The organism is Streptomyces sp. HUAS 15-9, assembly GCF_025642155.1.
In the GTDB taxonomy this organism is placed as follows: domain Bacteria; phylum Actinomycetota; class Actinomycetes; order Streptomycetales; family Streptomycetaceae; genus Streptomyces.
The window spans coordinates 565,806-587,437 of the sequence record NZ_CP106798.1; the positions used below are offsets into that span (position 1 = coordinate 565,806).

General features: G+C 71.3%; 16 protein-coding genes and 1 pseudogene. 8 read left to right on the top strand and 9 right to left on the bottom strand.

Going from position 1 to position 21,632, the window contains the following annotated elements; genetic code table 11:
• Nucleotides 1-89: 89 nt before the first annotated feature.
• From N8I87_RS02495 to N8I87_RS02515, 5 genes are all read right to left on the bottom strand, one after another.
• A complete protein-coding gene (locus tag N8I87_RS02495) occupies nt 90-563 on the bottom strand; it encodes a hemerythrin domain-containing protein (protein WP_263205057.1) in 474 nt (157 codons plus the stop codon).
• A gap of 100 nt (nt 564-663) precedes the next feature.
• Entirely contained in the window at nt 664-1,896 is a 1,233-nt protein-coding gene (locus N8I87_RS02500) for an MFS transporter (RefSeq protein WP_263205059.1), read from the bottom strand.
• 326 nt (nt 1,897-2,222) lie between these two features.
• Nucleotides 2,223-2,669, bottom strand: coding sequence for a hypothetical protein (locus N8I87_RS02505; RefSeq protein ID WP_263205060.1), 447 nt, complete (start codon nt 2,667-2,669; stop codon nt 2,223-2,225).
• Nucleotides 2,669-5,356 (bottom strand): multicopper oxidase domain-containing protein, encoded by a 2,688-nt coding sequence (locus N8I87_RS02510; RefSeq protein WP_263205061.1) that lies wholly within the window; start codon nt 5,354-5,356, stop codon nt 2,669-2,671. The genes N8I87_RS02505 and N8I87_RS02510 overlap by 1 nt, the downstream gene beginning before the upstream one ends.
• Nucleotides 5,353-6,561 carry a TIGR04053 family radical SAM/SPASM domain-containing protein gene (locus N8I87_RS02515; RefSeq protein ID WP_263205062.1) on the bottom strand — a complete coding sequence of 403 codons (1,209 nt, stop codon included), beginning with the start codon at nt 6,559-6,561 and terminating at the stop codon, nt 5,353-5,355. The genes N8I87_RS02510 and N8I87_RS02515 overlap by 4 nt, the downstream gene beginning before the upstream one ends.
• 392 nt (nt 6,562-6,953) lie before the next feature.
• On the opposite strand from N8I87_RS02515, the gene N8I87_RS02520 reads away from it, so the two are divergent.
• The 6 genes and pseudogenes from N8I87_RS02520 (at nt 6,954) to N8I87_RS02545 (ending at nt 15,311) form a co-directional block, all read left to right on the top strand.
• On the top strand, nt 6,954-10,649 hold the full coding sequence (locus tag N8I87_RS02520) for a nitrate reductase subunit alpha (protein WP_263205063.1): 3,696 nt from the start codon (nt 6,954-6,956) through the stop codon (nt 10,647-10,649).
• A 1-nt stretch (nt 10,650) separates the two neighbouring features.
• On the top strand, nt 10,651-12,195 hold the full coding sequence (gene narH, locus N8I87_RS02525) for a nitrate reductase subunit beta (RefSeq protein WP_263205064.1): 1,545 nt from the start codon (nt 10,651-10,653) through the stop codon (nt 12,193-12,195).
• Nucleotides 12,192-12,968: a nitrate reductase molybdenum cofactor assembly chaperone gene (narJ, locus tag N8I87_RS02530; RefSeq protein WP_263205065.1), complete on the top strand. Its 777-nt coding sequence runs from the start codon at nt 12,192-12,194 to the stop codon at nt 12,966-12,968. Before narH ends, narJ begins: the two co-directional genes overlap by 4 nt.
• Nucleotides 12,965-13,723, top strand: coding sequence for a respiratory nitrate reductase subunit gamma (gene narI, locus N8I87_RS02535; RefSeq protein ID WP_263205066.1), 759 nt, complete (start codon nt 12,965-12,967; stop codon nt 13,721-13,723). Before narJ ends, narI begins: the two co-directional genes overlap by 4 nt.
• A gap of 41 nt (nt 13,724-13,764) precedes the next feature.
• A pseudogene (locus tag N8I87_RS02540) lies at nt 13,765-14,031 on the top strand (DUF6457 domain-containing protein); the annotation flags it as partial.
• Between the two features lie 5 nt (nt 14,032-14,036).
• Nucleotides 14,037-15,311 carry a molybdopterin molybdotransferase MoeA gene (locus N8I87_RS02545; protein ID WP_263205068.1) on the top strand — a complete coding sequence of 425 codons (1,275 nt, stop codon included), beginning with the start codon at nt 14,037-14,039 and terminating at the stop codon, nt 15,309-15,311.
• A gap of 115 nt (nt 15,312-15,426) precedes the next feature.
• Here N8I87_RS02545 and N8I87_RS02550 read toward each other — a convergent pair whose 3' ends face one another.
• From N8I87_RS02550 to N8I87_RS02565, 4 genes are all read right to left on the bottom strand, one after another.
• Nucleotides 15,427-16,014 carry a NifU family protein gene (locus N8I87_RS02550; protein ID WP_263205069.1) on the bottom strand — a complete coding sequence of 196 codons (588 nt, stop codon included), beginning with the start codon at nt 16,012-16,014 and terminating at the stop codon, nt 15,427-15,429.
• A 6-nt stretch (nt 16,015-16,020) separates the two neighbouring features.
• The gene (gene feoB / locus N8I87_RS02555; protein ID WP_263205070.1) at nt 16,021-17,997 is read right to left on the bottom strand and encodes a ferrous iron transporter B; all 1,977 of its coding nucleotides are present in this window, start codon (nt 17,995-17,997) and stop codon (nt 16,021-16,023) included.
• A complete protein-coding gene (locus N8I87_RS02560) occupies nt 17,967-18,275 on the bottom strand; it encodes a FeoA family protein (protein ID WP_263205071.1) in 309 nt (102 codons plus the stop codon). Before N8I87_RS02560 ends, feoB begins: the two co-directional genes overlap by 31 nt.
• Before the next feature lie 151 nt (nt 18,276-18,426).
• Entirely contained in the window at nt 18,427-19,305 is an 879-nt protein-coding gene (locus tag N8I87_RS02565; protein WP_263205072.1) for a DUF2249 domain-containing protein, read from the bottom strand.
• A gap of 762 nt (nt 19,306-20,067) precedes the next feature.
• Between N8I87_RS02565 and epsC the strand changes: the two genes are divergently transcribed.
• Together epsC and cysK are read left to right on the top strand one after the other, a co-directional pair.
• On the top strand, nt 20,068-20,748 hold the full coding sequence (gene epsC, locus N8I87_RS02570) for a serine O-acetyltransferase EpsC (RefSeq protein WP_263205073.1): 681 nt from the start codon (nt 20,068-20,070) through the stop codon (nt 20,746-20,748).
• Nucleotides 20,675-21,601 carry a cysteine synthase A gene (gene cysK / locus N8I87_RS02575; RefSeq protein WP_263205074.1) on the top strand — a complete coding sequence of 309 codons (927 nt, stop codon included), beginning with the start codon at nt 20,675-20,677 and terminating at the stop codon, nt 21,599-21,601. Before epsC ends, cysK begins: the two co-directional genes overlap by 74 nt.
• Nucleotides 21,602-21,632: the final 31 nt, after the last annotated feature.

Sequence of the window (21,632 nt, forward strand, 5' to 3'; positions counted from 1 at the left end):
AGTGATGTGAACAACGCGAGCGCACATGAACGACGCCCGGGCCGCGGCTGATGCCGCGGCCCGGGCGTCGTCGTGTCCGGCGTCAGCCGTCAGCGATTCGGTGCCTGTGTGAGACCGCCGACGCGGAGCCGTACCGCGTCCACCATCTCCCACTGCTCGGTGTCCAGGACGGCCAGCGCGGCCGGGAAGACACCGTCCTGTTCCTTGAGGATGTGCTCGCGCAACAGGGCGAGCACCTCCATCAGCCGGTCCGGCCAGCCGGGATCGGCCGGCACCTCTTCCGCCGCCTCCTCCAGCACCGCCTCGATACGGCGGTGCTCGGCTTCCAGAACGGCGATCTGGCCGGGAAACTCCTCGGCCATCGCGGGGAAGAGCGCGCCTTCCTCGACGGCTGTGTGCGGGGCGAGTACTGCGGCGATGTCCCGGGCCCGCTCCGCCATGCGCGTCAGGTCGCCCTCACGCCGGGCGTCGTGCACTTCGCCGATCATGTTGACGACGGTCTCGTGCTCACGGGTCAGTTCGTCGATGGCTGCCAGTGACTGGCATCCGCAGTACTCGCACATCGTGTGGTTCCTTCTTTTTCGCCTTGTTCGATGGGTTTTTATGGGGTTCTGCAGGGTCCTACGGGGTTCTGCAGGGTTCTACGGGGCTGGAGCCTCGTGCCTACTGCGCGGTGGCCAGGCGGCGCGAGACGGCCTGGCGCACGCCCGTCGCGGTGAAGGCCAGGGCGGCGGCGGCGACGATTCCGAGGAGGCTCAAGCCTATGCCGTACGAGCCGTAGGCGCCGTAGAGCGAGCCCATCAGCAGCGGCGGCAGGAAGCCGCCCAGTCCGCCCGCGGCGCCCACGACGCCGGTGACCGAGCCGACCATGTTCGACGGAGCCAGGAGCCCCACCAGCGCGAACACCGCGCCGCTGCCGGCACCGAGCGCGGCGGCCAGGGTCAGGAAGGCGACCGTGCCCACGAAGGCCAGCGACGGCTCCATGGCCTGCACGAAGGCGGCGACGAGCACCAGACCCAGGGCCCCCGACAGCACCCGCACCGCGCCGATGCGGTCCGACAGCCAGCCACCCACCGGCCGCATCGCGACCGCCAGCAGCACGAACCCGGCCATCCGGTTGGCGGCGTCGGCCTGCTCCAGTCCGTAGCCGGTCTTGAGGTAGGTCGGCAGGTAGACGGAGAAGGCGACGTAGCCGCCGAAGGCCACCGCGTACAGGGCCGAGGCCTGCCAGGTGATGCTCAGCTTGAAGGTCGCCTTCAGACGGGTGGCCAGCGGCTGGGTCGGCACGATGCGACCGGGCGCGTCCCGCAGCAGCAGCGCGGAGAGCACCGCGTAGGCCGCCAGCACGCCCGCGGTGATCAGGAAGGGGTTGGCCATGCCGTGCGCGTTCACCAGCTTCACGGTCGTCAGGGCGCTGATCGCGGTACCGCCCATGCCCGCGCCGAAGATGCCGATCGCACCGCCCCGCCGCTCCGGTGGGAACCAGGCGCTGACCAGGGGCACACCCACGGCGAAGGCGGTTCCACCGATGCCGAGGAAGAACCCGCCCACCAGCAGCGTCGTCAGCGAGTCATGGCCGGCGAGACCGAGGTACAGCACCGGCACGATGGTGGCGGCCGACACGAGCGGGAACATCACCCTGCCGCCGAACCGGTCGGTGAGCGCGCCCACCGGGATCCGGCCCAGCGATCCGACCACCACCGGCACAGCGACCAACAGCGACTGCTGGAACGAGGAGAGGCCGAGGGAGTCCTTGAACCGCGGGCCCAGCGGGCTCAGCAGCGCCCATGCCCAGAAGTTGACGGCGAAACCGACTGTGGCCAACGCCAGCATCAGCCACGCCTGGCGCGGAACGGACGCCGTCCCGCTGTCCTTGTTCTGCGATGCCTGCAGCATTTCTGCCTGCTCCTCTTGATCACAGGGTCCGGCCCGGTCGATCCGGCCGGATCGGGTGGCCGCGTTCCGCGCGTACCGCCCGCAATCAGACTCGGTGACGGACCCCCTCCGTGGGGTGGGCCATCAGTCCCTAACGGGCCCGCCGAGCGGACCACGGGATCAGGGCCGTTGTGGGGCCCGTTAGGACCTCCGACCGGGACGTCGGCACGGGGCCGCAGCAGTGTCCGCTCACCGTGGTGATGCGAGCAGCCGGGGGACGCGGAAAGCCGACGGACGCGAGAAGCCGGAGTACGCCACGGTGGCGTACTCCGGCTTGTCGCGTCGGGTCAGGTGGCGGGCAGAGCGGTGGCCAGCAGGACGACCCCGAGCGAGCCGACGAGGGAGACGACGGCGAGGGCCTTGGCCAGTTCGGCGCGGCCCTTGGCATGGGCCCAGCCGTGTGCGGCCGCCGCGAGCATCACCACGACGAACAGGCCCAGTTTGGTCGCGAGGGTGCGCCCGTAGCCGGGCTCGCCGAGAGAGGCCCAGGTGACGCCCTTGTGCCAGGCGATGGCCCAGCCCGTGCCCAGTTGCAGCGGCAGGAAGATCGCTCCGGTGAGCATTCCGAAGCGGCGGCCGGCCGCCGCGGAGAACCGGGCGAACGCCTCGCTGTCGAGCAGCCGGCGGCCCAGCGGCAGCACCACCACGGACAGGGCCAGCTGTCCGCCCACCCACACCACCGCGCCGATGACGTGGGTGAAGCGCACCAGGCTCCACAGGTTGACGGATCCCATCACCGGGTCACCTCGATCATGCCGTGCGCACCGGCTTCGGCGTGGCGCATGTCGTGGTCGACGAAGGCGTAGTGACCGGCTTCCGCGAACGTGGTCTCCACGAAGCCGCCCTGGGCCGCGGACAGATCGAGCGCCTGGGATCCGCCGGGCTGTTTCGGCGTCAGCAGGTAGGCGCCTTCCTTGTAGACGGTGTCGAAGATGGTGCCGACGATGTGGAAGGCGATGCCGTCGCTGGGTCCTGCGGCCACCACCCAGAAGCGGGCCCGCTCCCCGGCCTTCATCTTCAGCATCGCCTTGTCGTACTGGGCGGCGATGCCGTTGAACACCCAGGCGTCCGGGGTGTTGTTGCGCATCTTGTCGAGCTGGGCCGTGCTGCCGGGCGTACCGAGGTAGATCTCGGAGGAGACCAGGGCGTACTCGTGGTCGACCTTGGGCAGTCCGGGCGGGTCGATGATCACGGCACCGTACATGCCGTTGCCCATGTGCTGGAGCATGGGCATGGTGCTGCAGTGGTACAACCAGGCGCCTGCCCGTTCGGCACGGAACCGGTAGACCAGCCGCTCGCCCGGGTTGATGGTCCGCATGGGCTTGTCGGGGGACAGGGCCCCGGCGTGGAAGTCGATGCCGTGCCCCATGCCCGTGTCGTCGTTGACGAGCGTGATCTCGAAGATGTCGCCGATCCTGCCGTGCAGGGTGGGGCCGGGGGCGGTGCCTCCGAAGGTCCACATCCGCTGCTTGACGCCGGGCGCGACCTCGATGGTCCGGTGGGCGGCATGCAGTTCGATCTTGTGCACCGTCGCGGTGCCCGCCGCGGGCAGCTCGGCCGAGCGGGGCGTCCAGCCCTTCGAGAAGTCCTTGGAGAGATCGAGTCCGCCGCTGCTGGTGGAGTCCATGGAGTGGCCGCTGTGGTCCATGCCCATGTCCATGGAGGAATCCGACGACCCGGTGCTCCCGTCGGTGCCCGTGCCGTCCTTCACGACGATGTCCATCTCCATGCCGGCGGCACGGTGGCCGGGCAGGGTGCACCACGCCTTCAGGTCGGCGGTGACCTTCCCGATGTCGAGGGTACGGGTCTGGCCATGGGAGAGCAGCGGGGTCGCGGGGCCGTTCTCGGCCTTGAGGTCGTGGCGCTGGGCGTCCTTGTTGGTGACCTTCAGCCGCAGGGAGGTGCCCTTGGTGACCTCGATCCGCTTCGGGCTCAGGCTCATTCCCATGATCGTGACATTGACGGTACGGGTCCCGGCTGTGGAGCCGCCGCCCACCGTGTCGGTCGAACCGCCGGTGTCCTGGCCGCCGTTGGCGACCAGCACCGCCAGCACGGTGATGACCACTCCGGCCGCGGTGCCCAGCAGGGCGGGCCGCCGGGTGGCGGTCGGTGTCGTCCGCTCCGGTCCGGCACCCGCCGGCGCCGGGTCCTGCCCGGTGCGATGGCTGTGGGCCAGCACGAGCGCGACCAGGACCAGGAACGCGGCCGCCGACACGCCGACCAGGCCCATGCCCACGAAGGCGCAGGGTCCGGGCAGCGGCAGCGCCAGCAGTGCCACGCCGGCGTTCAGCGCCACGAGCCGCGGCAGCCATCCCCGCTCCAGCACCGCCCGCACGGCCGCCCGGTCCTCGTGGCCGCGGCTGAGCACCACGGGCAGCAGATAGGTCAGGGCGCCGAACAGGACCTGTGCGACGAAGCCGACGAGCAGCACCGGGACCAGGTCCTCCAGCACCGTCTGGACCTCCGTGACCGACCGGGCGGCCAGCATCACCAGATCGACCGTCACGGAGATCAGCAGCCAGCAGGTGGCGGCCGCGAGCATCCAGGCCGCCGCCACGGATACGGGCCGATTGCCTCGTACGGTCCGGGCGAGCAGCCCCGCTGCCACGGCGGCCCCGGACGCGTACGCGGCGAGTCCGGCCACGGCCGGCCACTGCCACTGCAGGGCCAGTGCGACGGCGGCCAGCGACAGCCCGCTGCCGGTGAGCCACAGCACCCACCGCGACACCCGCGTGGTGAGCTCCTTCATCCGTACGCCCAGCACGGTGGGCCACAGCATGAACAGGGTCCCCAGGATGGGAAGTCCGATCCAGCCGAGCAGCGTGACATGGATATGAGCCAGGCGGAGCCCGGCGTAATGGTCGGCGCCCGCGTGGCCGGTGGCCAGCAGACCGCCCAGCACGGCCCCGGCGATCAGGGCCGCGGTCGCGATGCGGTAGTAGCCGACGACCGGCTTGAGCCGGCCGCCGAGGGCGCCTCGGCCCATCCGTATCAGCACCACCAGGTGTGCGGTGGCGACGGCGACCAGCAGCAGGCCGGCGATGCCGGTCAGGACCGGCAGGTCCGCCCATACGCCCACGAGGATCCCGGTGACGGCCACGTTGGCTCCCGCCAGGCGGGCGTCGCTCCAGCGCTCGTCGGGAATCTGGGCGTGCAGCAGCGCGACGGCGAAGTGCTCGCTCCAGATGAGGATGGCGGTGGTCGCGCCGCCCAGCAGGAACAGGTGCACCGCCAGCCAGCGGGCCACCGGAAGCGACTGCTGGGCGGCGGCCGCCAGCAGGGCCAGCGCGAACCAGGCGACGACGAGCACATGGGCGCGCAGATGGCGCACCCGCAGGCCGGACTCCCGGAATCTGCTCGGGTACTTGGCGGTCCCGCTCGGGCCGCCCATCTGCGCGGGGCCGCGCCCGATGGTGATCATTCTGTTCCGTCGGGGGTGTCACGCAGGAGTTCGGCCAGCTCCCGCTGGTAGGGGAAGGAACCGGGGCGGTACTCGCACCAGGGCTCCTCGGCGTAGGGGTCGCCGGTGACCGCGAAGGCACGGGAACGGGATCCGCCGCACACCCGGCGGAACTCGCAGCTGCCGCAGCGGCCGCCGAGCCGGTCGGGGTCCCGCAGACCGGTGAAGAGCTCGGAGTTGCGGTAGATCTCGGTCAGCGGCGTCTCCCGCACGCTGCCCGCGCTCTTGGGCAGGAAGCCGCTGGGATGAACGGTGCCGTGGTGCGACACGAAGACGAAACCGCGGCCGGCGTTGACGTCCAGCGGTGGCCTTCGGGTGCGCCGCTCGGGCGCGTCGAGCCCGAGTTCGGCGACCCGCTTGCGCAGCTGCTCGTAGAGGTCCCCGAGTCCGAGGACGGCGACATGGTCGTCCCCGGCGTCCTCGAGGATCCGGCGCTGCAGGGCGACCCGGCGGAAGTGGTGGGCCTCGGTGGTCTTGGCGGGCACGGTCAGCCCGACGTCGTACACGAAGTTGAGGATGTCCTCGGTCTCGGCGGCGGTGAGCGCGCCCAGCGTCTTGCCGCGGCCGGTGGGCACCAGGAAGAAGGCACTCCACAGCATCGCTCCGTGCTGGTGGACCAGCCGGACGATGTCGGGCAGGTCGTGCAGGTTGTGCCGGGCGACCGTGGTGTTGATCTGCACCTTCATGCCCAGGGCGCGGGCGGTGTCCCAGGCGCTCAGCGTCCAGCCGTAGACGCCGTCCACACCGCGGAAGCCGTCGTGCAGTTCGGCCGTGGAGCCGTCCAGGCTCAAGGAGAGCCCCGTCGCGCCCGCCTCGTGGACGGCCCGCAGCCGGTCCGCGGTGAGGGTCGGGGTGCCGGAGGGCGAGACGGCGACCGGCAGTCCGATCTGCCGTCCGTAGCGGATCAGCTCCAGCAGGTCGGGCCGCTGGAAGGGGTCTCCGCCGGTGATGACGAACAGCGGCGCGGGCTGCCCGAAGGCGGCCACCTGCCGCATCAGGTCCTGTGCGGCCTCGGTGTCCAGCTCGAGCGGGTCGCGGTTGGGTACGGCCTCGGCACGGCAGTGCAGGCAGGCCAGCGGGCAGGCCCGGGTGGTCTCCCAGATCACGATGAACGGCCGGTCCGACGGGTCCTGGCGCTGATGGCGCAGCACGCGGGGGGCGCTCATCGTGCCACCCCCGGGTGTGCGTTCGCCCGACGGCCGACTCTGCCCGGCCATGGGCTGCCGCTCGTACAAGGATCGGTTCCGGCCGCCCGGCCGCGGTGGCAGTCGCGGTGGGCGGCCGGCCGGTGACCGGACCATTGGGTACGCCCCGCCTGCCGCGGAACTGCCTGGGGGGACTGTCCGGGCCGGCGCCCGATGCGGTCGTACACGAGAAAACCTCCGGTTCGGTCGACGCAATCATGTCCGGACGCCCCCTACGGGCGCCTGGGCCGGCGGTCCCTGCCGCGCGGGCCTTCGGTCCCTGGCCAGAGCGGGTTTCTCGGGTCTGTCAGTCCCTGGGGGAGGGCCATTCGGCCCACGTGCGGGACACCCCCTACCGCCTAGCGTTCGCAACCATGGAGAACGACAAGATCACCCGCTCCGCCAAGCAGCGTGCCGGAGAAAAATGGCCGCTGGCGGCCCGGCGGCTGCTTACGCGCCGTGAGGTGTCGGCGGACGGTCGCGCGGTGTTCGGTGAGGGCGACCCCCAGTGGGAGAGCTTCTACCGGGACCGCTGGGCACACGACAAGGTGGTGCGCTCCACGCACGGCGTGAACTGCACCGGTTCGTGTTCGTGGATGGTGTACGTCAAGGACGGCATCATCACATGGGAACACCAGGCCACCGACTACCCGTCGATCGGCACCGACTGTCCTGAGTACGAGCCGCGCGGCTGCCCGCGCGGAGCGTCGTTCTCCTGGTACACGTACTCCCCCAGCCGGGTCCGCTACCCGTATGTGCGCGGCACGCTGCTGAAGATGTGGCGGGAGGCCCGGCGCCGGCTCGGCGACCCGGTGGCGGCCTGGGCGGAGATCACCGGCGACCCGGCGAAGGCGCGCGCGTACAAACGGGCCCGCGGCAAGGGCGGCCTGGTGCGCGCCGACTGGGACGAGGTTTCCGAGCTGGTCGCCGCCGCCCATGTGCACACCGTCAAGCAGTACGGCCCGGACCGGGTGGCGGGCTTCTCGCCGATCCCGGCCATGTCCATGGCGTCGTTCGCGGCGGGCACCCGGTTCATGTCCCTGATGGGCGGCACGCTGCTGTCGTTCTACGACTGGTACGCGGACCTGCCGGTCGCCTCCCCGCAGATCTTCGGTGACCAGACCGACGTGCCGGAGTCCGCGGACTGGTGGAACGCCGGCTATCTGATCATGTGGGGCTCCAACATCCCGGTCACTCGCACGCCCGACGCGCACTTCCTGACCGAGACCCGCTACAACGGCACGAAGGTGGTCGCGGTCAGCCCCGACTACGCGGACAACGTGAAGTTCGCCGACGAGTGGGTGGCCCCGCATCCGGGCACGGACGGGGCGCTGGCGATGGCCATGGGCCACGTCATCCTGCGTGAGTTCCTCGTCGACCGCCAGGTGCCCTACTTCCAGGACTACCTGCGCAAGTTCACCGACGCCCCCTTCCTGGTCACGCTGCGCGAGCGCGAGGCCGGTTTCGTCCCGGACGGGTTCCTCACGGCTGCCGACCTCGGGGAGACGAGCGAGCACGCGGATTCCAAGACCGTCCTGGTGGACAGCGCGACCGGCGAGCCGGTCGTCCCGAACGGCTCGCTCGGCTTCCGCTGGGGCGAGGAGGGCAAGGGCCGCTGGAACCTCGACCTGGGTGACACCGTGCCCGAGCTGAGCCTGCTGGAGCGGGCCGACGAATCGGTCGCGGTGGCCCTGCCCCGCTTCGACGAGGGCGCCACCGAGGGCGGCTCGGTCATGGTGCGCGGCGTGCCGGCCCGCCGGATCGGCGGCCGTCTCGTCACCACGGTGTTCGACCTGATGCTCGCCCAGTACGGAGTCGAGCGGCCCGGCCTGCCGGGTACCTGGCCCACCTCGTACGACGACGCGAGCGAGCCCCACACCCCGGCCTGGCAGGAGACGATCACCTCGGTGCCGGCCGAGCAGGCGGCCCGGATCGCCCGGGAGTTCGCCCGCAACGCCGAGCGCACCAACGGCCGCTCCATGATCGCTCTCGGTGCGGGAACCAACCACTGGTTCCACTCCGACACGATCTACCGGGCCTTTTTGGCCCTGACGACGATGACCGGCTGCCAGGGTGTCAACGGCGGCGGCTGGGCGCACTACGTCGGCCAGGAGAAGGTCCGCCCGGTCACCGGACAGCAGCACCTGTCGTTCGCCTTCGACTGGCAGCGGCCCACCCGGCACATGGCGGGCACCTCGTACTTCTACCTGAACACCGACCAGTGGCGCTACGAGGCCTTCGGGCCGGACGAGCTCGCCTCGCCGCTCGGTGAGGGCCGGTTCAAGGACAAGAGCTTCGCCGACTGTCTCACGCAGGCGATACGGCTGGGCTGGACGCCCGGTCACCCCGGCTTCAACCGCAACCCGCTGGATCTGGCGGACGAGGCGGAGGCGCAGGGACATGACGTCCGCGAGCACATCGTCGACGAGCTGAAGTCCGGGCGGCTGCGGTTCGCCGCCGAGGACCCGGACGACCCGGCCAACTTCCCCCGTGTCCTGACCGTGTGGCGGGCGAACCTGCTCGGCTCGTCCGGCAAGGGCAACGAGTACTTCCTGCGCCACCTGCTGGGCACGGACGCGGCGGTCCGCTCCGAGGAGACTCCGCCCGAGGCCCGTCCGAAGGAGGTGGTGTGGCACGACGAGGCGCCCGAGGGCAAGCTCGACCTGCTGGTCACCATGGACTTCCGGATGACCTCGACCAGCCTGCTCTCCGACGTCGTGCTCCCGGCCGCCACCTGGTACGAGAAGGACGACCTGTCCAGCACGGACATGCACCCCTTCGTGCACGCCTTCACGCCGGCCATCGCCCCGCCCTGGCAGGCCCGCACCGACTACGACACGTTCCTCACGATCGCCGACAAGTTCAGCGAACTGGCCGTCGACCACCTCGGCACCCGCACCGACGTCCTCGCCGTGCCGCTGCAGCACGACACACCCGACGAGCTCGCCCAGCCCGGCGGCGTCGTAAAGGACTGGAAGACGGGTGAGTGCGATCCGGTTCCGGGACGCACCATGCCGAAGCTGGTCGTCATCGAGCGGGACTTCACCGCGGTCGGCCAGAAGATGCGTGCCGTCGGCCCGCTCCTGGACACCCTGGGCACCACCACCAAGGGCGTCACCGTCCACCCGGACCAGGAGATCGAGGACCTGCGCCACCGCAACGGCACCGTCCGCGACGGTGTCGCCGCCGGCCGCCCCTCCCTGGCCACCGCCTCCGACATGTGCGAGGCGATCCTCGCCCTGTCCGGCACGACCAACGGACGGCTCGCCACGGAAGGCTTCCGGGAGCTGGAGCGGCAGACCGGCAGCGAGGGCCTGGTGGAACTCGCCGCCGAGCGTGAGGCGGAGCGGATCACCTTCGCCGACACCCGCACCCAGCCGCGCTCCGTGATGACGTCGTACGAGTGGTCGGGCTCGGAGACCGGCGGGCGCCGCTACTCTCCGTTCGTCATCAACGTCGAGCACAAGAAGCCCTGGCACACCCTCACCGGACGCCAGCACTTCTTCGTCCAGCACGACTGGATGGCCGAGCTCGGCGAGCAGCTGCCGGTCTACCGGCCGCCGTTGAACACGCCCCGGCACTACGGCGACGAACACCTGCGTGACGGCCGGGCCGAGGTCACGGTCCGCTATCTGACCCCGCACTCCAAGTGGTCCATCCACTCGAACTACCAGGACAACGCCCACATGCTGGCCCTGTCCCGCGGTGGTCCGGTGATCTGGATGTCCACGCAGGACGCCGAGAAGATCGGCGTCAAGGACAACGACTGGATCGAGGCGTACAACCGCAACGGTGTGGTCGCCTGCCGTGCCGTGGTCACCCACCGCATGCCCGAGGGCACGGTGTACATGTACCACGCCCAGGACCGCAACGTGAACGTGCCGAAGACCGAGGTCAGCAAGAAGCGCGGCGGTATCCACAACTCGCTGACCAGGCTGCTGCTCAAGCCCACCCATCTCGCGGGCGGCTACGCGCAGTTCACCTACGCCTTCAACTACTACGGCCCGACCGGAAACCAGCGCGACGAGGTCACGGTCATCCGCCGTCGCTCGCAGGATGTGGAGTACTGACATGCGCGTCATGGCCCAAGTGGCGATGGTGATGAACCTCGACAAGTGCATCGGCTGCCACACCTGCTCGGTCACCTGCAAGCAGACCTGGACCAACCGGACCGGCGTCGAGTACGCCTGGTTCAACAACGTCGAGACCAAGCCCGGCGTCGGCTACCCCCGCCGCTACGAGGACCAGGAGCAGTGGAAGGGCGGCTGGATGCTCGACAAGCGCGGCCGACTGGTGCTGCGCTCCGGCGGCCGGGTCAAGCGTCTGCTGTCGCTGTTCTCCAACCCCGACCTGCCGTCCATCGAGGACTACTACGAGCCGGTCACCTACGACTACGACAACCTCGTCAGCGCCCCCGCGGGCGACGACATGCCCGTCGCCCGCCCCCGCTCCGTCCTCACCGGCAAGCCCACCTCCATCACCTGGGGCGCCAACTGGGAGGACAGCCTGGGCGGCGCGCCCGAGAACGCCGGCGCCGACCCCAACCTCACCGGGGAATGGGCGGACAAGGTCAAGTTCGAGTTCGAGCAGACCTTCCTCTTCCACCTGCCCCGGCTGTGCGAGCACTGCCTCAACCCGGCCTGTGTCTCCGCCTGCCCCTCGGGCGCGATGTACAAGCGCGAGGAGGACGGCATCGTCCTGGTCGACCAGGACCGCTGCCGCGGCTGGCGCATGTGCGTGACCGCGTGCCCGTACAAGAAGGTGTACGTCAACCACGCCACCGGCAAGGCCGAGAAGTGCACCTTCTGCTTCCCGCGCATCGAGGCCGGGCAGCCCACCGTCTGCTCCGAGACCTGCGTGGGACGACTGCGCTACCTCGGACTGGTGCTGTACGACGCCGACCGCGTCGGCGAGGCCGCGGCCACCCCGGACGAGAAGGACCTGCTGGACGCCCAGCGCAACGTCTTCCTCGACCCGTCCGACCCCGAAGTGATAGCCGCGGCCCGCGCGTCCGGCATCCACGAGGACTGGCTGGACGCCGCCCGCCGCTCCCCGGTGTACGCGCTGATCTCGAAGTACAAGGTGGCGCTGCCGCTGCACCCGGAGTACCGCACGCTGCCGATGGTCTGGTACGTGCCTCCGCTGTCCCCGGTGCTGGACGCCGTGGACGCGGCGGGCGGCAACCAGGACGACCCGGACCATGTCTTCGCCGCCGTCACCCGGCTGCGCATCCCGCTGGAGTACCTGGCGGAGCTGTTCTCCGCCGGGGACACCGACGTCGTCGCGGGTGTGCTGATGAAGCTCACCGCGCTGCGCTCGTTCATGCGCGAGCGCATCCTCGGCGAGGCCGGCGACGAGCGCGCGCTGAAGGCCGTGGGCCTGACCGTCCGCGAGGCGGAGGACATGCACCGGCTGCTCGCGATCGCCAAGTACAAGGACCGGTACGTCATCCCCGCCGCGCACAAGGAGGACGCCGCGGCACTGTCCGCGATGGAGAACCGCTGCCCGGTGGAGTCCTCCGGCGATCCCCAGCCCGCGGACGGCCGCCGCGTCATGCTCGGCATCCCGACGCTGCGCCGCCGCAACCCCGACGCTCCCGCCGGAGGCCACGCGTGAGCCCGCTGCCCACCTCCGTCCCCGGGATCGTGCGCACCCGTATCCGCGCGGCGGCCCGCCGCCGGGCGCCGCTCACGCCCCGTGAGGCGGAGGACCGTGCCCTGCTGCTGCGGCTGATGTCCCTGCTGCTGCAGTACCCGGACGCCGAACTCATCGCCGCCCGGCCGGTCGTCGCCGCCACGGTGGATGCGCTGGAGCCCTCACCGGCCGCCACCGAACTGGCCGACTTCATGGCCTGGTTCACCGCACAGGAACCCGACGAGCTGGAACGTCACTACGTCGAGACGTTCGACCTGCGCCGCAAGAGCAGCCTCTACCTCACCTACTACATGCACGGCGACACCCGTCGGCGTGGCATGGCCCTGCTCACCCTGGCCCAGCGCTATCGGGCCGCCGGCTGGGACTCCGACGGCGGGGAACTGCCCGACCACCTCCCGGTCGCCCTGGAGTTCGCCGCGCTCTGCGGGCCGGGCCCCGGCGAGGCCCCGCTGCGCCAGCACCGGCGCGGCCTGGACCTGATCCTGCGGGCGCTGACCGACACGGACTCCCCGTACCGGCATGTCCTGGCGGCACTGCTCAGCCTCCTGCCGCCGGCGACCGAAGCCGACCTGAAGGCGGTGGCCGAGCTCGCCGCCCAGGGACCGCCCAACGAGGACGTCGGCATCGACCCGTACGGGAGCGGGGAGTTCGCCCCGCCCGGCACCTTCGTCCCGCCCGAGCAGGCCCCGCCGACCCTCATGCCGCCCCTGTCCTCCCCGGAAGGCCACCGATGAGCACCGCCGCCTCCCTCGCCACCACCAGCGGCGCCGACCTGCTGCTGTGGGTCGCGTTCCCCTACATCTGCCTGGCCGTGTTCGCCGTCGGGCACGTCTGGCGCTACCGGCAGGACCAGTTCGGCTGGACCTCCCGCACCAGCCAGCTCCTCGAGCACCGCTGGCTGCGCTGGGGCAGCCCGCTGTTCCACCTGGGCACGTTCATGGTCATCGGCGGCCATGTGATGGGCCTGGTGATCCCCGCCTCCTGGACCGAGGCCGCGGGCATCAGCGAGCACCAGTACCACACCACGGCCATATGGGGTGGCTCGGTGGCGGGCGTCGCCATGGTCTCCGGACTCGGCATGCTGTGCGCCCGACGGCTGCTGACCCGCCGGATCCGCCTCGGCACCGACCGCAGCGACAAGTTCCTCTTCCCGCTGCTGTCCGCCGTGGTGGTGCTCGGCATCACGGCCACCGCCGCGCACAACGTCTTCGGGCCGGGCTACGACTACCGGGAGACCATCTCCGTCTGGTTCCGCGGCATCTTCATCCTGCAGCCCCAGCCCGATGCGATGTCCGGCGCCCCGCTGCTGTTCCAGCTGCACGCCCTGAGCGCCTGCCTGCTCTTCGCGGCCTGGCCGTTCACCCGCCTCGTCCATGTGTGGAGCGTGCCGATCGGCTATCTGGCCCGCCCGTACCTGGTCTACCGCCGCCGGACGAACACCCCCGTGGCGACGTCCAGGACCCGGCAGAGCGCCCGGCGAGTGGCCTGAGCCGGGCCTCACGGGGCCACGCCAGTACTGAGAACGGAGCACACTCGATGGACCGATGGATCGACGCGGTGAAGGAAGGGCTGGGCATCGACCTGGAGGTCGACAGAGCCGTCCTGCTCGATCTCGCGCGGGACACCGCGCACGGCGTCGCCCGGCCCGCCGCGCCGCTGACCACCTTCCTGGTGGGCTACGCGGCAGGCCTGGAGGGCGGCGGCCCCCAGGCCGTGGCCGAGGCCGCCCGTCGCGCGGCGGAACTCGCCGCGCGATGGACCGCTGAGACCGACCACGGAACGGGCGCCGGCGGCTGAACATCATGAACGGTCTCGTATCCCTCACTCTCGACGGCGGGCCGCGGCAGGAGGAACGCCCCGGCGTTCCCCACTCCCCCGGCATCGCGTCCACGCATGGTCACGGGCGTACGGACTGGTTCGAAGCACATGACACGGCGGGCAGCGCGGCAGTCGCGCTGCCCGCCGTTCGCCTGTCCCTCGCCGAGGCGCTGGGCCATGTGCTGGCCGAACCGGTGTCCGCACTGACCGACCTGCCGTCCTTCGACACCTCGGCGATGGACGGCTGGGCCGTTGCCGGTCCCGGGCCCTGGCAGCTGTCCGGGCTCCTGCTCGCCGGACAGGCGCCCGGCGGCCGGCTCCCGGACGGCCGGGCCGTAGGGATCGCGACCGGCGCCGCCCTGCCGCCCGGGGCGACCGCGGTCCTGCGCCGGGAACACGGACATGTCGACGGCTCTGTCCTGCACGCCCCGCACGGGGCACCCGAACCCGGCCGGGACTTCCGGCCGCGGGCCCAGGAGTGCCGGGCGGGCGAGGCCCTGCTCGGTGCCTGGGTGCCGGTGACCCCGGCGGTGCTCGGGCTGGCGGCCGCCGCCGGTTACGACGAGTTGTCCGTCACCCGACGTCCCCGTGTGGAACTCCTCGTGCTCGGCGACGAGTTGCTGGAGCACGGGCTGCCCTCCAAGGGCAGGGTCCGGGATGCGCTGGGTCCGCTGCTGCCGCCGTGGCTGAGCATGCTGGGGGCGGAGGTGAGCGCCGTACGGCGCATCGTGGACGACGCGGACGCCTTGCTGGAGGCGGTCACCGGGACGAGCGCGGACCTCGTCATCACGACGGGAGGGACGGCCGCAGGTCCCGCCGACTTCGTCCATCCCGTTCTCCACAGGATCGGTGCCGAGCTGCTGGTCGACGGTGTCGCCGTGCGGCCCGGTCATCCCATGCTGCTGGCCGAACTGCCGTCCGGCGGGCATCTGGTGGGGTTGCCGGGCAATCCCCTGGCGGCCGTCTCCGGCGTGCTGACCCTCGTCGAACCGCTGCTGCGCACACTGGGCGGCCGGGTCTCTCAGGCGTCGGTGACGACCGCGCTGGCCTCCGATGTGCCCGGCCATCCCGCCGACACCCGCCTGGTGCCCGTGGCCCTGGACGGCAGGGCACGGGCCGTACCGCTGCGCTTCCATGGCCCGGCGATGCTGCGCGGGCTGGCCGGCGCCTCCGCCATGGCGGTCATCCCGCCGGGAGGAGGCCGCGCCGGTACGCAGACCACTGTGCTGCCCCTGGGCTGGGGAGCGCCCGGAGTGTAGGAACACCGACCGCAGGAACACAGACTGGCGGAACTAAGCGTCAGAACACAGCGTCGGAACAAACCAAGGACCGCTCGGCTCATTTGCCGAGCGGTCCTTGTCGCCTGTGCGGAGTTCATCCCGCGCGTCGTACGCCCGGGAGTCGTTTCGTCAGGCCGGCCACGGACTTCGAGGAGCTCGCGTTCCTGACGGCCACGAGGCTCGGGCAGCGGTTGCGCAGTTGCTGTTCCAGGCGGTGGTGCAGGGTGATCCAGGAGGCCGGGCAGCCGTGGCAGGCGCCGGCGAGGCGCACGGTGACGACGCCGTCCTGGACGCCGACCAGTTCGATGGCGCCGCCGTGGGAGCGGGCGAACTGCCCGACCGCCCCGCCGAGGAGGTCGTGTGCCGCGCGGTCCAGCAGCGCGTCGTCGGCCGACGCCTCTCCTGTGTCCGCCGCGCTCCAGCCGGCGCAGTCGTCGAGGGCGGAATGGATCGCGGTGCGGACCCGGGCGCCCTCGCGGGACCAGGAGCGGCCGGGGCCGAGGGCGGTGACGAGCGCCGCCGGCTCCGCCGTGACGGAGGCGAGGGTGCCGTCCTCGACGAGCGCGGCCAACGGGGCGGGAGTCGCGGTCAGCGGGCCGGTGCAGGGCAGCGTCCCGGCCGGCATGATCCAGCGCAACTGGTCAGGACGGCCCGGGACCTGCTGGGGGTGAAGCGGGATCATCGTGCCTCACCCGCCCAGCGCGCCGGTGACCGTGGCCGCCAGATACGCCATCAGCCAGGCCAGCCCGGTCAGATAGGTGAAGGCGATGGCCGGCCATTTCCAGGTGCCGGTCTCCCGTCGTATGACCGCGACGGTGGCCATGCACTGAAGCGCGTAGACGAAGTAGACCAGCAGTGCGGCGATCGTCGGCGCGGTGAACACACGTTGCCCGGCGTGCGGCCCGTCGGGGTAGGTCATGTCCCGCAGCGCCTGCTTCGGGTGTTCGGGGTCCTCGGCGGCGGCGACCTGTCCGAGGGTGGCGACGAAGGTCTCGCGGGCCGCCTGGGCAGACATCACACCGACGTTGATGCGCCAGTCGAAGCCGAGTGGGTCGTAGATGGGGGCGACCAGACGGCCGAGGTCGGCGGCGTAGCTGTGGTCGACGGTGTACGCGGTGACGGCGGTCGGGTTGGCGGTGTCGACGCCGTCGGCGCGCATCTGCGCCACCGAGTGCAGCGGCAGGTTCAGCAGCAGCCACAGCCCGATGCTGGTGGCCACGATGATGGTCGAGCACTTGCGCAGGAAGGCCTGGGCGGAGGTGCCCATCGCGATGAGCACCGAGCGCGGCGCGGGCAGCCGGTAGGGCGGCATCTCCATGTAGAACGGCACGAGCGGGCCGCGGAGGTCCCCGATCTTCTTGAACGCCCAGGCGGCCAGCATCGCCGAGACCGCACCGAGCAGATACAGGCCGAACATGATCACCCCCTGCGCGCCGAACGGGCCGATGTGGTCCGCCGGGTCGACGAGCAGGCTGATGAGCAGGATGTAGACGGGCAGCCGCGCCGAGCAGGTGATCAGCGGAGCGGCCATCATGGTGGCCAGGCGGTCCTTGGCCGAGGGCAGGGTGCGGGTGGCCATGATGCCGGGGATCGCGCAGGCGAACGACGACAGCAGCGCCACGAAGGCGCGGCCTTCCAGCCCGGCGCGGGCCATCACCCGGTCCATGAGGAAGGCGGCCCGCGACATGTAGCCGACGCCCTCCAGCAGGGCGAGGAGCAGGAACAGCAGCATGATCTGGGGGACGAAGACCAGCACGCCGCCGACACCGCCGATGAGGGCGTCGCCGAGCAGCCCGGACAGCCAGCGGTTGCCGACATGGTCGGCGACCAGGCCGGAGAGCCATCCGAACAGGGACTCGACGTAGCCCTGGAGGGGGGCGGCAAAGGTGAAGACGGTCTGGAAGAACAGCATCATCACCGCGAAGAACACGATGGTGCCCCAGAGCGGATGCAGCAGCACCGCGTCGACGCGCCGGGTGATCTTGTGCACTTCGGGGGCCCGGTAGCCGGCGAAGGCGAGCACCGACTCGGCCCATGCGTCCCGCTCCGCCGGCTCCGTGGGCGGGGCGAGCGGCGGGGACGTCCAGGTCTGCCAGGAGGCGAGCTGCGCGCGCAGCTGCCCCATGCCGTGCCCGCGGTGGCCGATCACCGCCACCACCGGGACACCGAGGGCCTGGGCGAACCCGTCGAGATCCAGGTGTCCCTGACGGCTCGTCAACTCGTCCATGAACGTGACCACCACACAGGTGGGCAGGCCGCGCGCCAGGACCTGTGCGACCAGTCCCAGGGACCGGCGCAGGGTGGTGGCGTCCACCATGACGAGCAGTGCGTCCGGGCGGGCCGCCTGGTCCTGCCGTCCGTCGAGGACGTCGACCGCGATCTGTTCGTCCGGGCTGACCGGGTCCAGGCTGTAGGTGCCGGGCAGGTCCTCGACCACACAACTGCTTCCCCCGGTGCGGCAGGTGCCGATGAACCGGGAGACGGTCACTCCGGGGTAGTTGCCGGTCTTGGCCTTCAGGCCGGTCAGGCCGTTGAAGATGCTGGTCTTGCCCGAGTTTGGGCTGCCGACCAGGGCGATCCGAGGGTCCGCGGTCAGGGTTGCGTCCGTCTCGCCGACGCCATGACAGCCCGCGGTCACCGCTCCGCTCCGACCGTGCGCACGCACGCGGCCTCGGTGCGGCGCAGGCACACCTCGTAGTCCTTGACCCGGTAGACGACCGGGTCACGCAGCGGGGCCCGGCGCACGACCTCCACCGCCGCTCCTGGGGTGAATCCGAGGTCGCCCAGCCGCCGGGCCACGACGGTCGACCGGACGGCAAGCACGTCGACGACGGTGGCCCTGGCACCGGGCGGCAGATCGGCCAGGGGGAGTATCCGCCCGTCGGGGAGCACCGTCGGCGACGGGCCGGCCTCCCCTTCGAAGTCCATGCCAGCGCTGCGCATTCGTGCCTCCACCACGCCATGCCGGGACGAGCCCGCCAAGTGCCATATTCAGTAAGGCGAGGCTAACCTCATGGATGGCTGGATCTACGGGGCCTTTCCTCCCGTACCGGCTGGGCCGTTCGGCCCCATTGGGCGGGCCGGGCCGGCACCCTCAGCGGCGGGTGAAGACCAGCCGCCAGATCTCCGGACCCCGTTCCGTGTACTCCACGGCGAACCTGCCGGGCGAGCGCTCTTCGATCTGCTCCAGCAGCGGCAGCGGGTCATGGTGTGCGACCAGGACGATCCCTCCGCCGACCCGGACGGCGTCGAGCGCGCCGAAGACCGTGGCGTGCCGAAGCGCGTGCGGTACGGCACGGACGTCCAGTTCGGGAACGTCCGGCTCGCCGCCACCACCGCAGTCGCAGCCTCCTCCGCCACCACCGCAGCCGCAGCCTCCGCCACCGCCCCCACCACCGCAGCCTCCGCCCCCGCAGCCGCAGCCTCCGCCGCCACCGGTCCGCTCCTCGGCCGCCTCCCGCGCGAACTCGCCGTCGTCGGTGTCCGGTTCCGGCCCGTACAGCTCGTGCAGGGCCGTGACCAGGACGGCCAGGGAGATGCCCGGCCGGCCGGCGAGCAGGGGCAGCACGAGGTCGTTGTCCTTGGCGAAGTGCTGGCCGCAGAGGACCTCCAGTGCGCGGGCCTCGGCCAGGGCGACTTCCGCCGTGGGTGCCTCGCGCAACGCGTCGACGAGCGCCATGATGCCCCGGCGTTCGGAGATCAGGCTCTCGATGAGCAGCCGGGCCTCGGCAACCTGGTGGGCGGCGGGGTAGAGAACCGTCTCCTCGGCGGCGATGTACGGCAGGAGCACGCGTTCGCAGTACTCGACGAGGCCGCTGCGGATGTGCTCGACGTCACCGGGATCGCGTTCGATGGCCTGGAGAAGCATCTCGAGGCGTCCGGCGAGTTCACCGGTCAAGCGGGTGTGGTACGCCTCGGCCGCGGTAGCGGCGGCGGCTTCCTCGGGGGTTGACGCGAGGGTGACGGTGTTCATCTTCGGTATCTCCAGCGGAACGTGACCGGTCGGGTGCGACCGAGGCCGGTGAGAGCGCCGGAAGCGGGCACGTGCCCCGGACGCTGGTCGAGGTCCGGGTGAGCACGGGGCTTCCGGTCGGGCGCGGCACATGGGTCCGGCCGCCTGGGTGGCCTTTCAGGCGGCCGGACGTCGACCGGACGGGAAGAACACCGCCCCCGACCGCGGCCCACGCGCAAGAATGGCCGCCGTCCGGCGCGGTTTCCGTGGCGCCTTCCCTTCCGGTCGCTGATGAGCATTCCTGGCCGCGGCCCACGGTGCCTGGGCCGGGCGGGTCCAGCACGCTGGACCAGTGGTCCCCTATGACCCTGTCCGACATGGGCCGATCGGCCGCACGACATGGGCAATTCGGCCGGGTCGCGCCAGCCCGGGCTGCTCTACCGTTCGATCCCATGGAGAACGGCAACAACGCGCAGCCCTCGAACGCCCGCTGCCGGCGGCCCCTTCGGCTCGCCACGGGACGAGACGCCGCACGATGTCGCCCGACCAGCCCGAAAAGGGTCTCCTCCCGCCCGTACCGCCCCGTCCCGAGCCGGCCGTCGGCATGCTGCGTCCGCCGTCTGTGCGTCAGCCGGCGCCGCAGATCACCGTCCGCCTGAGCCGGTGGGTGAGAAGCACCCCCCGTCGCTTGCTCCGGCCCGCCTCCCCGGCCGCCGACACCAGCCGTCCTTGGACAGCGGTGCGGCGGAACCGGCGCCTCCGGAGCCCAGAGAGAGACATCGCATGATCGTCGAAGATCTCCGCACGGCCTGCCGCAAGGACCCTGCGCTGCACGGCATCAACGTGGTCGAGGTCCTGCTGTACCCGGGGCTCTGGGCCATCTGGTTCCACCGGCTGGCACACCGGCTGCATCGCATGCGGCTGCCGCTGCTGCCGCGGGCGCTGTCCCAGTTCTCCCGCGCCATGACCGGCATAGAGATCCACCCCGGGGCCGTCATCGGCCGGCGCTTCTTCATCGACCACGGCATGGGCGTGGTGATCGGTGAGACGGCGGTGGTGGGAGACGACGTGATGCTCTACCACCGCGTCACCCTCGGCGGCACCGGCTGGTGGCGCGACCGTAAGGCCACCAAGCGACACCCCACCGTCGGTGACCGCGTGGTGCTCGGCGTCGGCGCGACCGTACTCGGCCCCGTCCATGTCGGTGACGACACGGTGGTCGGTGCCCATGCCCTCGTCCTGAGCGATGTCCCCGCCCACTCCAGCGTGCGCGCCGGTCACGCGGACATCACCACCCGCACCCACCCCGTCGCGGACCCGTTCGGCCAGACCCCGGCCGCTTCCCCTCTCCTTGCCCCCGCATCGACAGAAAGACCCGAAGAGGACAGCCATGGCAGCGATACACCCCTCGATCACGGCATTCATCGGCCGGACACCCCTGGTGGAGCTGTCCCGGTACGGTGAGGACCTCCCGGCACGCCTGGTCGCCAAACTGGAGTCCGCCAACCCGGGCGGCAGCGTCAAGGACCGCATCGCCCTGGCGATGATCGAGGACGCCGAAGCCACCGGCACCCTGCGGCCCGGACAGGGCATCGTGGAGCCGACGAGCGGCAACACCGGCATCGGTCTGGCCATGGTGGCCGCCGCCAAGGGCTACCCCGTCACCTTCACCATGCCCGAGAGCATGAGCGTCGAACGCCGGGCCCTGCTGCGCGCGTACGGTGCCGAGCTCGTCCTCACCCCGGCGTCCGAAGGCATGACCGGAGCCATCGCCCGCGCCGCCGAACTCCGCGAGGCCAACGACTGGTTCATGCCCCAGCAGTTCGCCAACCCGGCCAATCCGGATGTCCACCGGCGCACCACCGCCGAGGAGATCTGGCAGGACACCGACGGACAGATCGACATGCTGGTCGCCGGAGTCGGCACCGGCGGCACCGTCACCGGAGTCGGTCAGGTGCTGAAGGCGAAGAACCCGGCGGTCACCGTCGTGGCCGTGGAACCGGCGGAGTCGCCCGTCCTGTCCGGCGGCTCGCCCGGCCCCCACGGCATCCAGGGCCTCGGCGCCGGCTTCGTTCCCGAGGTGCTCGACACCTCCCTCTACGACGCGGTGTGCACGGTCTCCGTGTCCGAGGCCCGTGCACAGGCACGCCGGCTCGCCCGCACCGAGGGCATCCTCGCGGGCGTCTCAGGGGGTGCGGCGCTGCACGCCGCCTCGACCCTGGCACGCCGGCCGCGGCACAAGGACGCCCTGATCGTCGTCGTCCTGCCCGACACGGGCGAGCGCTATCTGAGCACTCCGCTCTTCGAGGACCAGTAGCGGACTCCACGACGGAGCTCTCGACCATCCG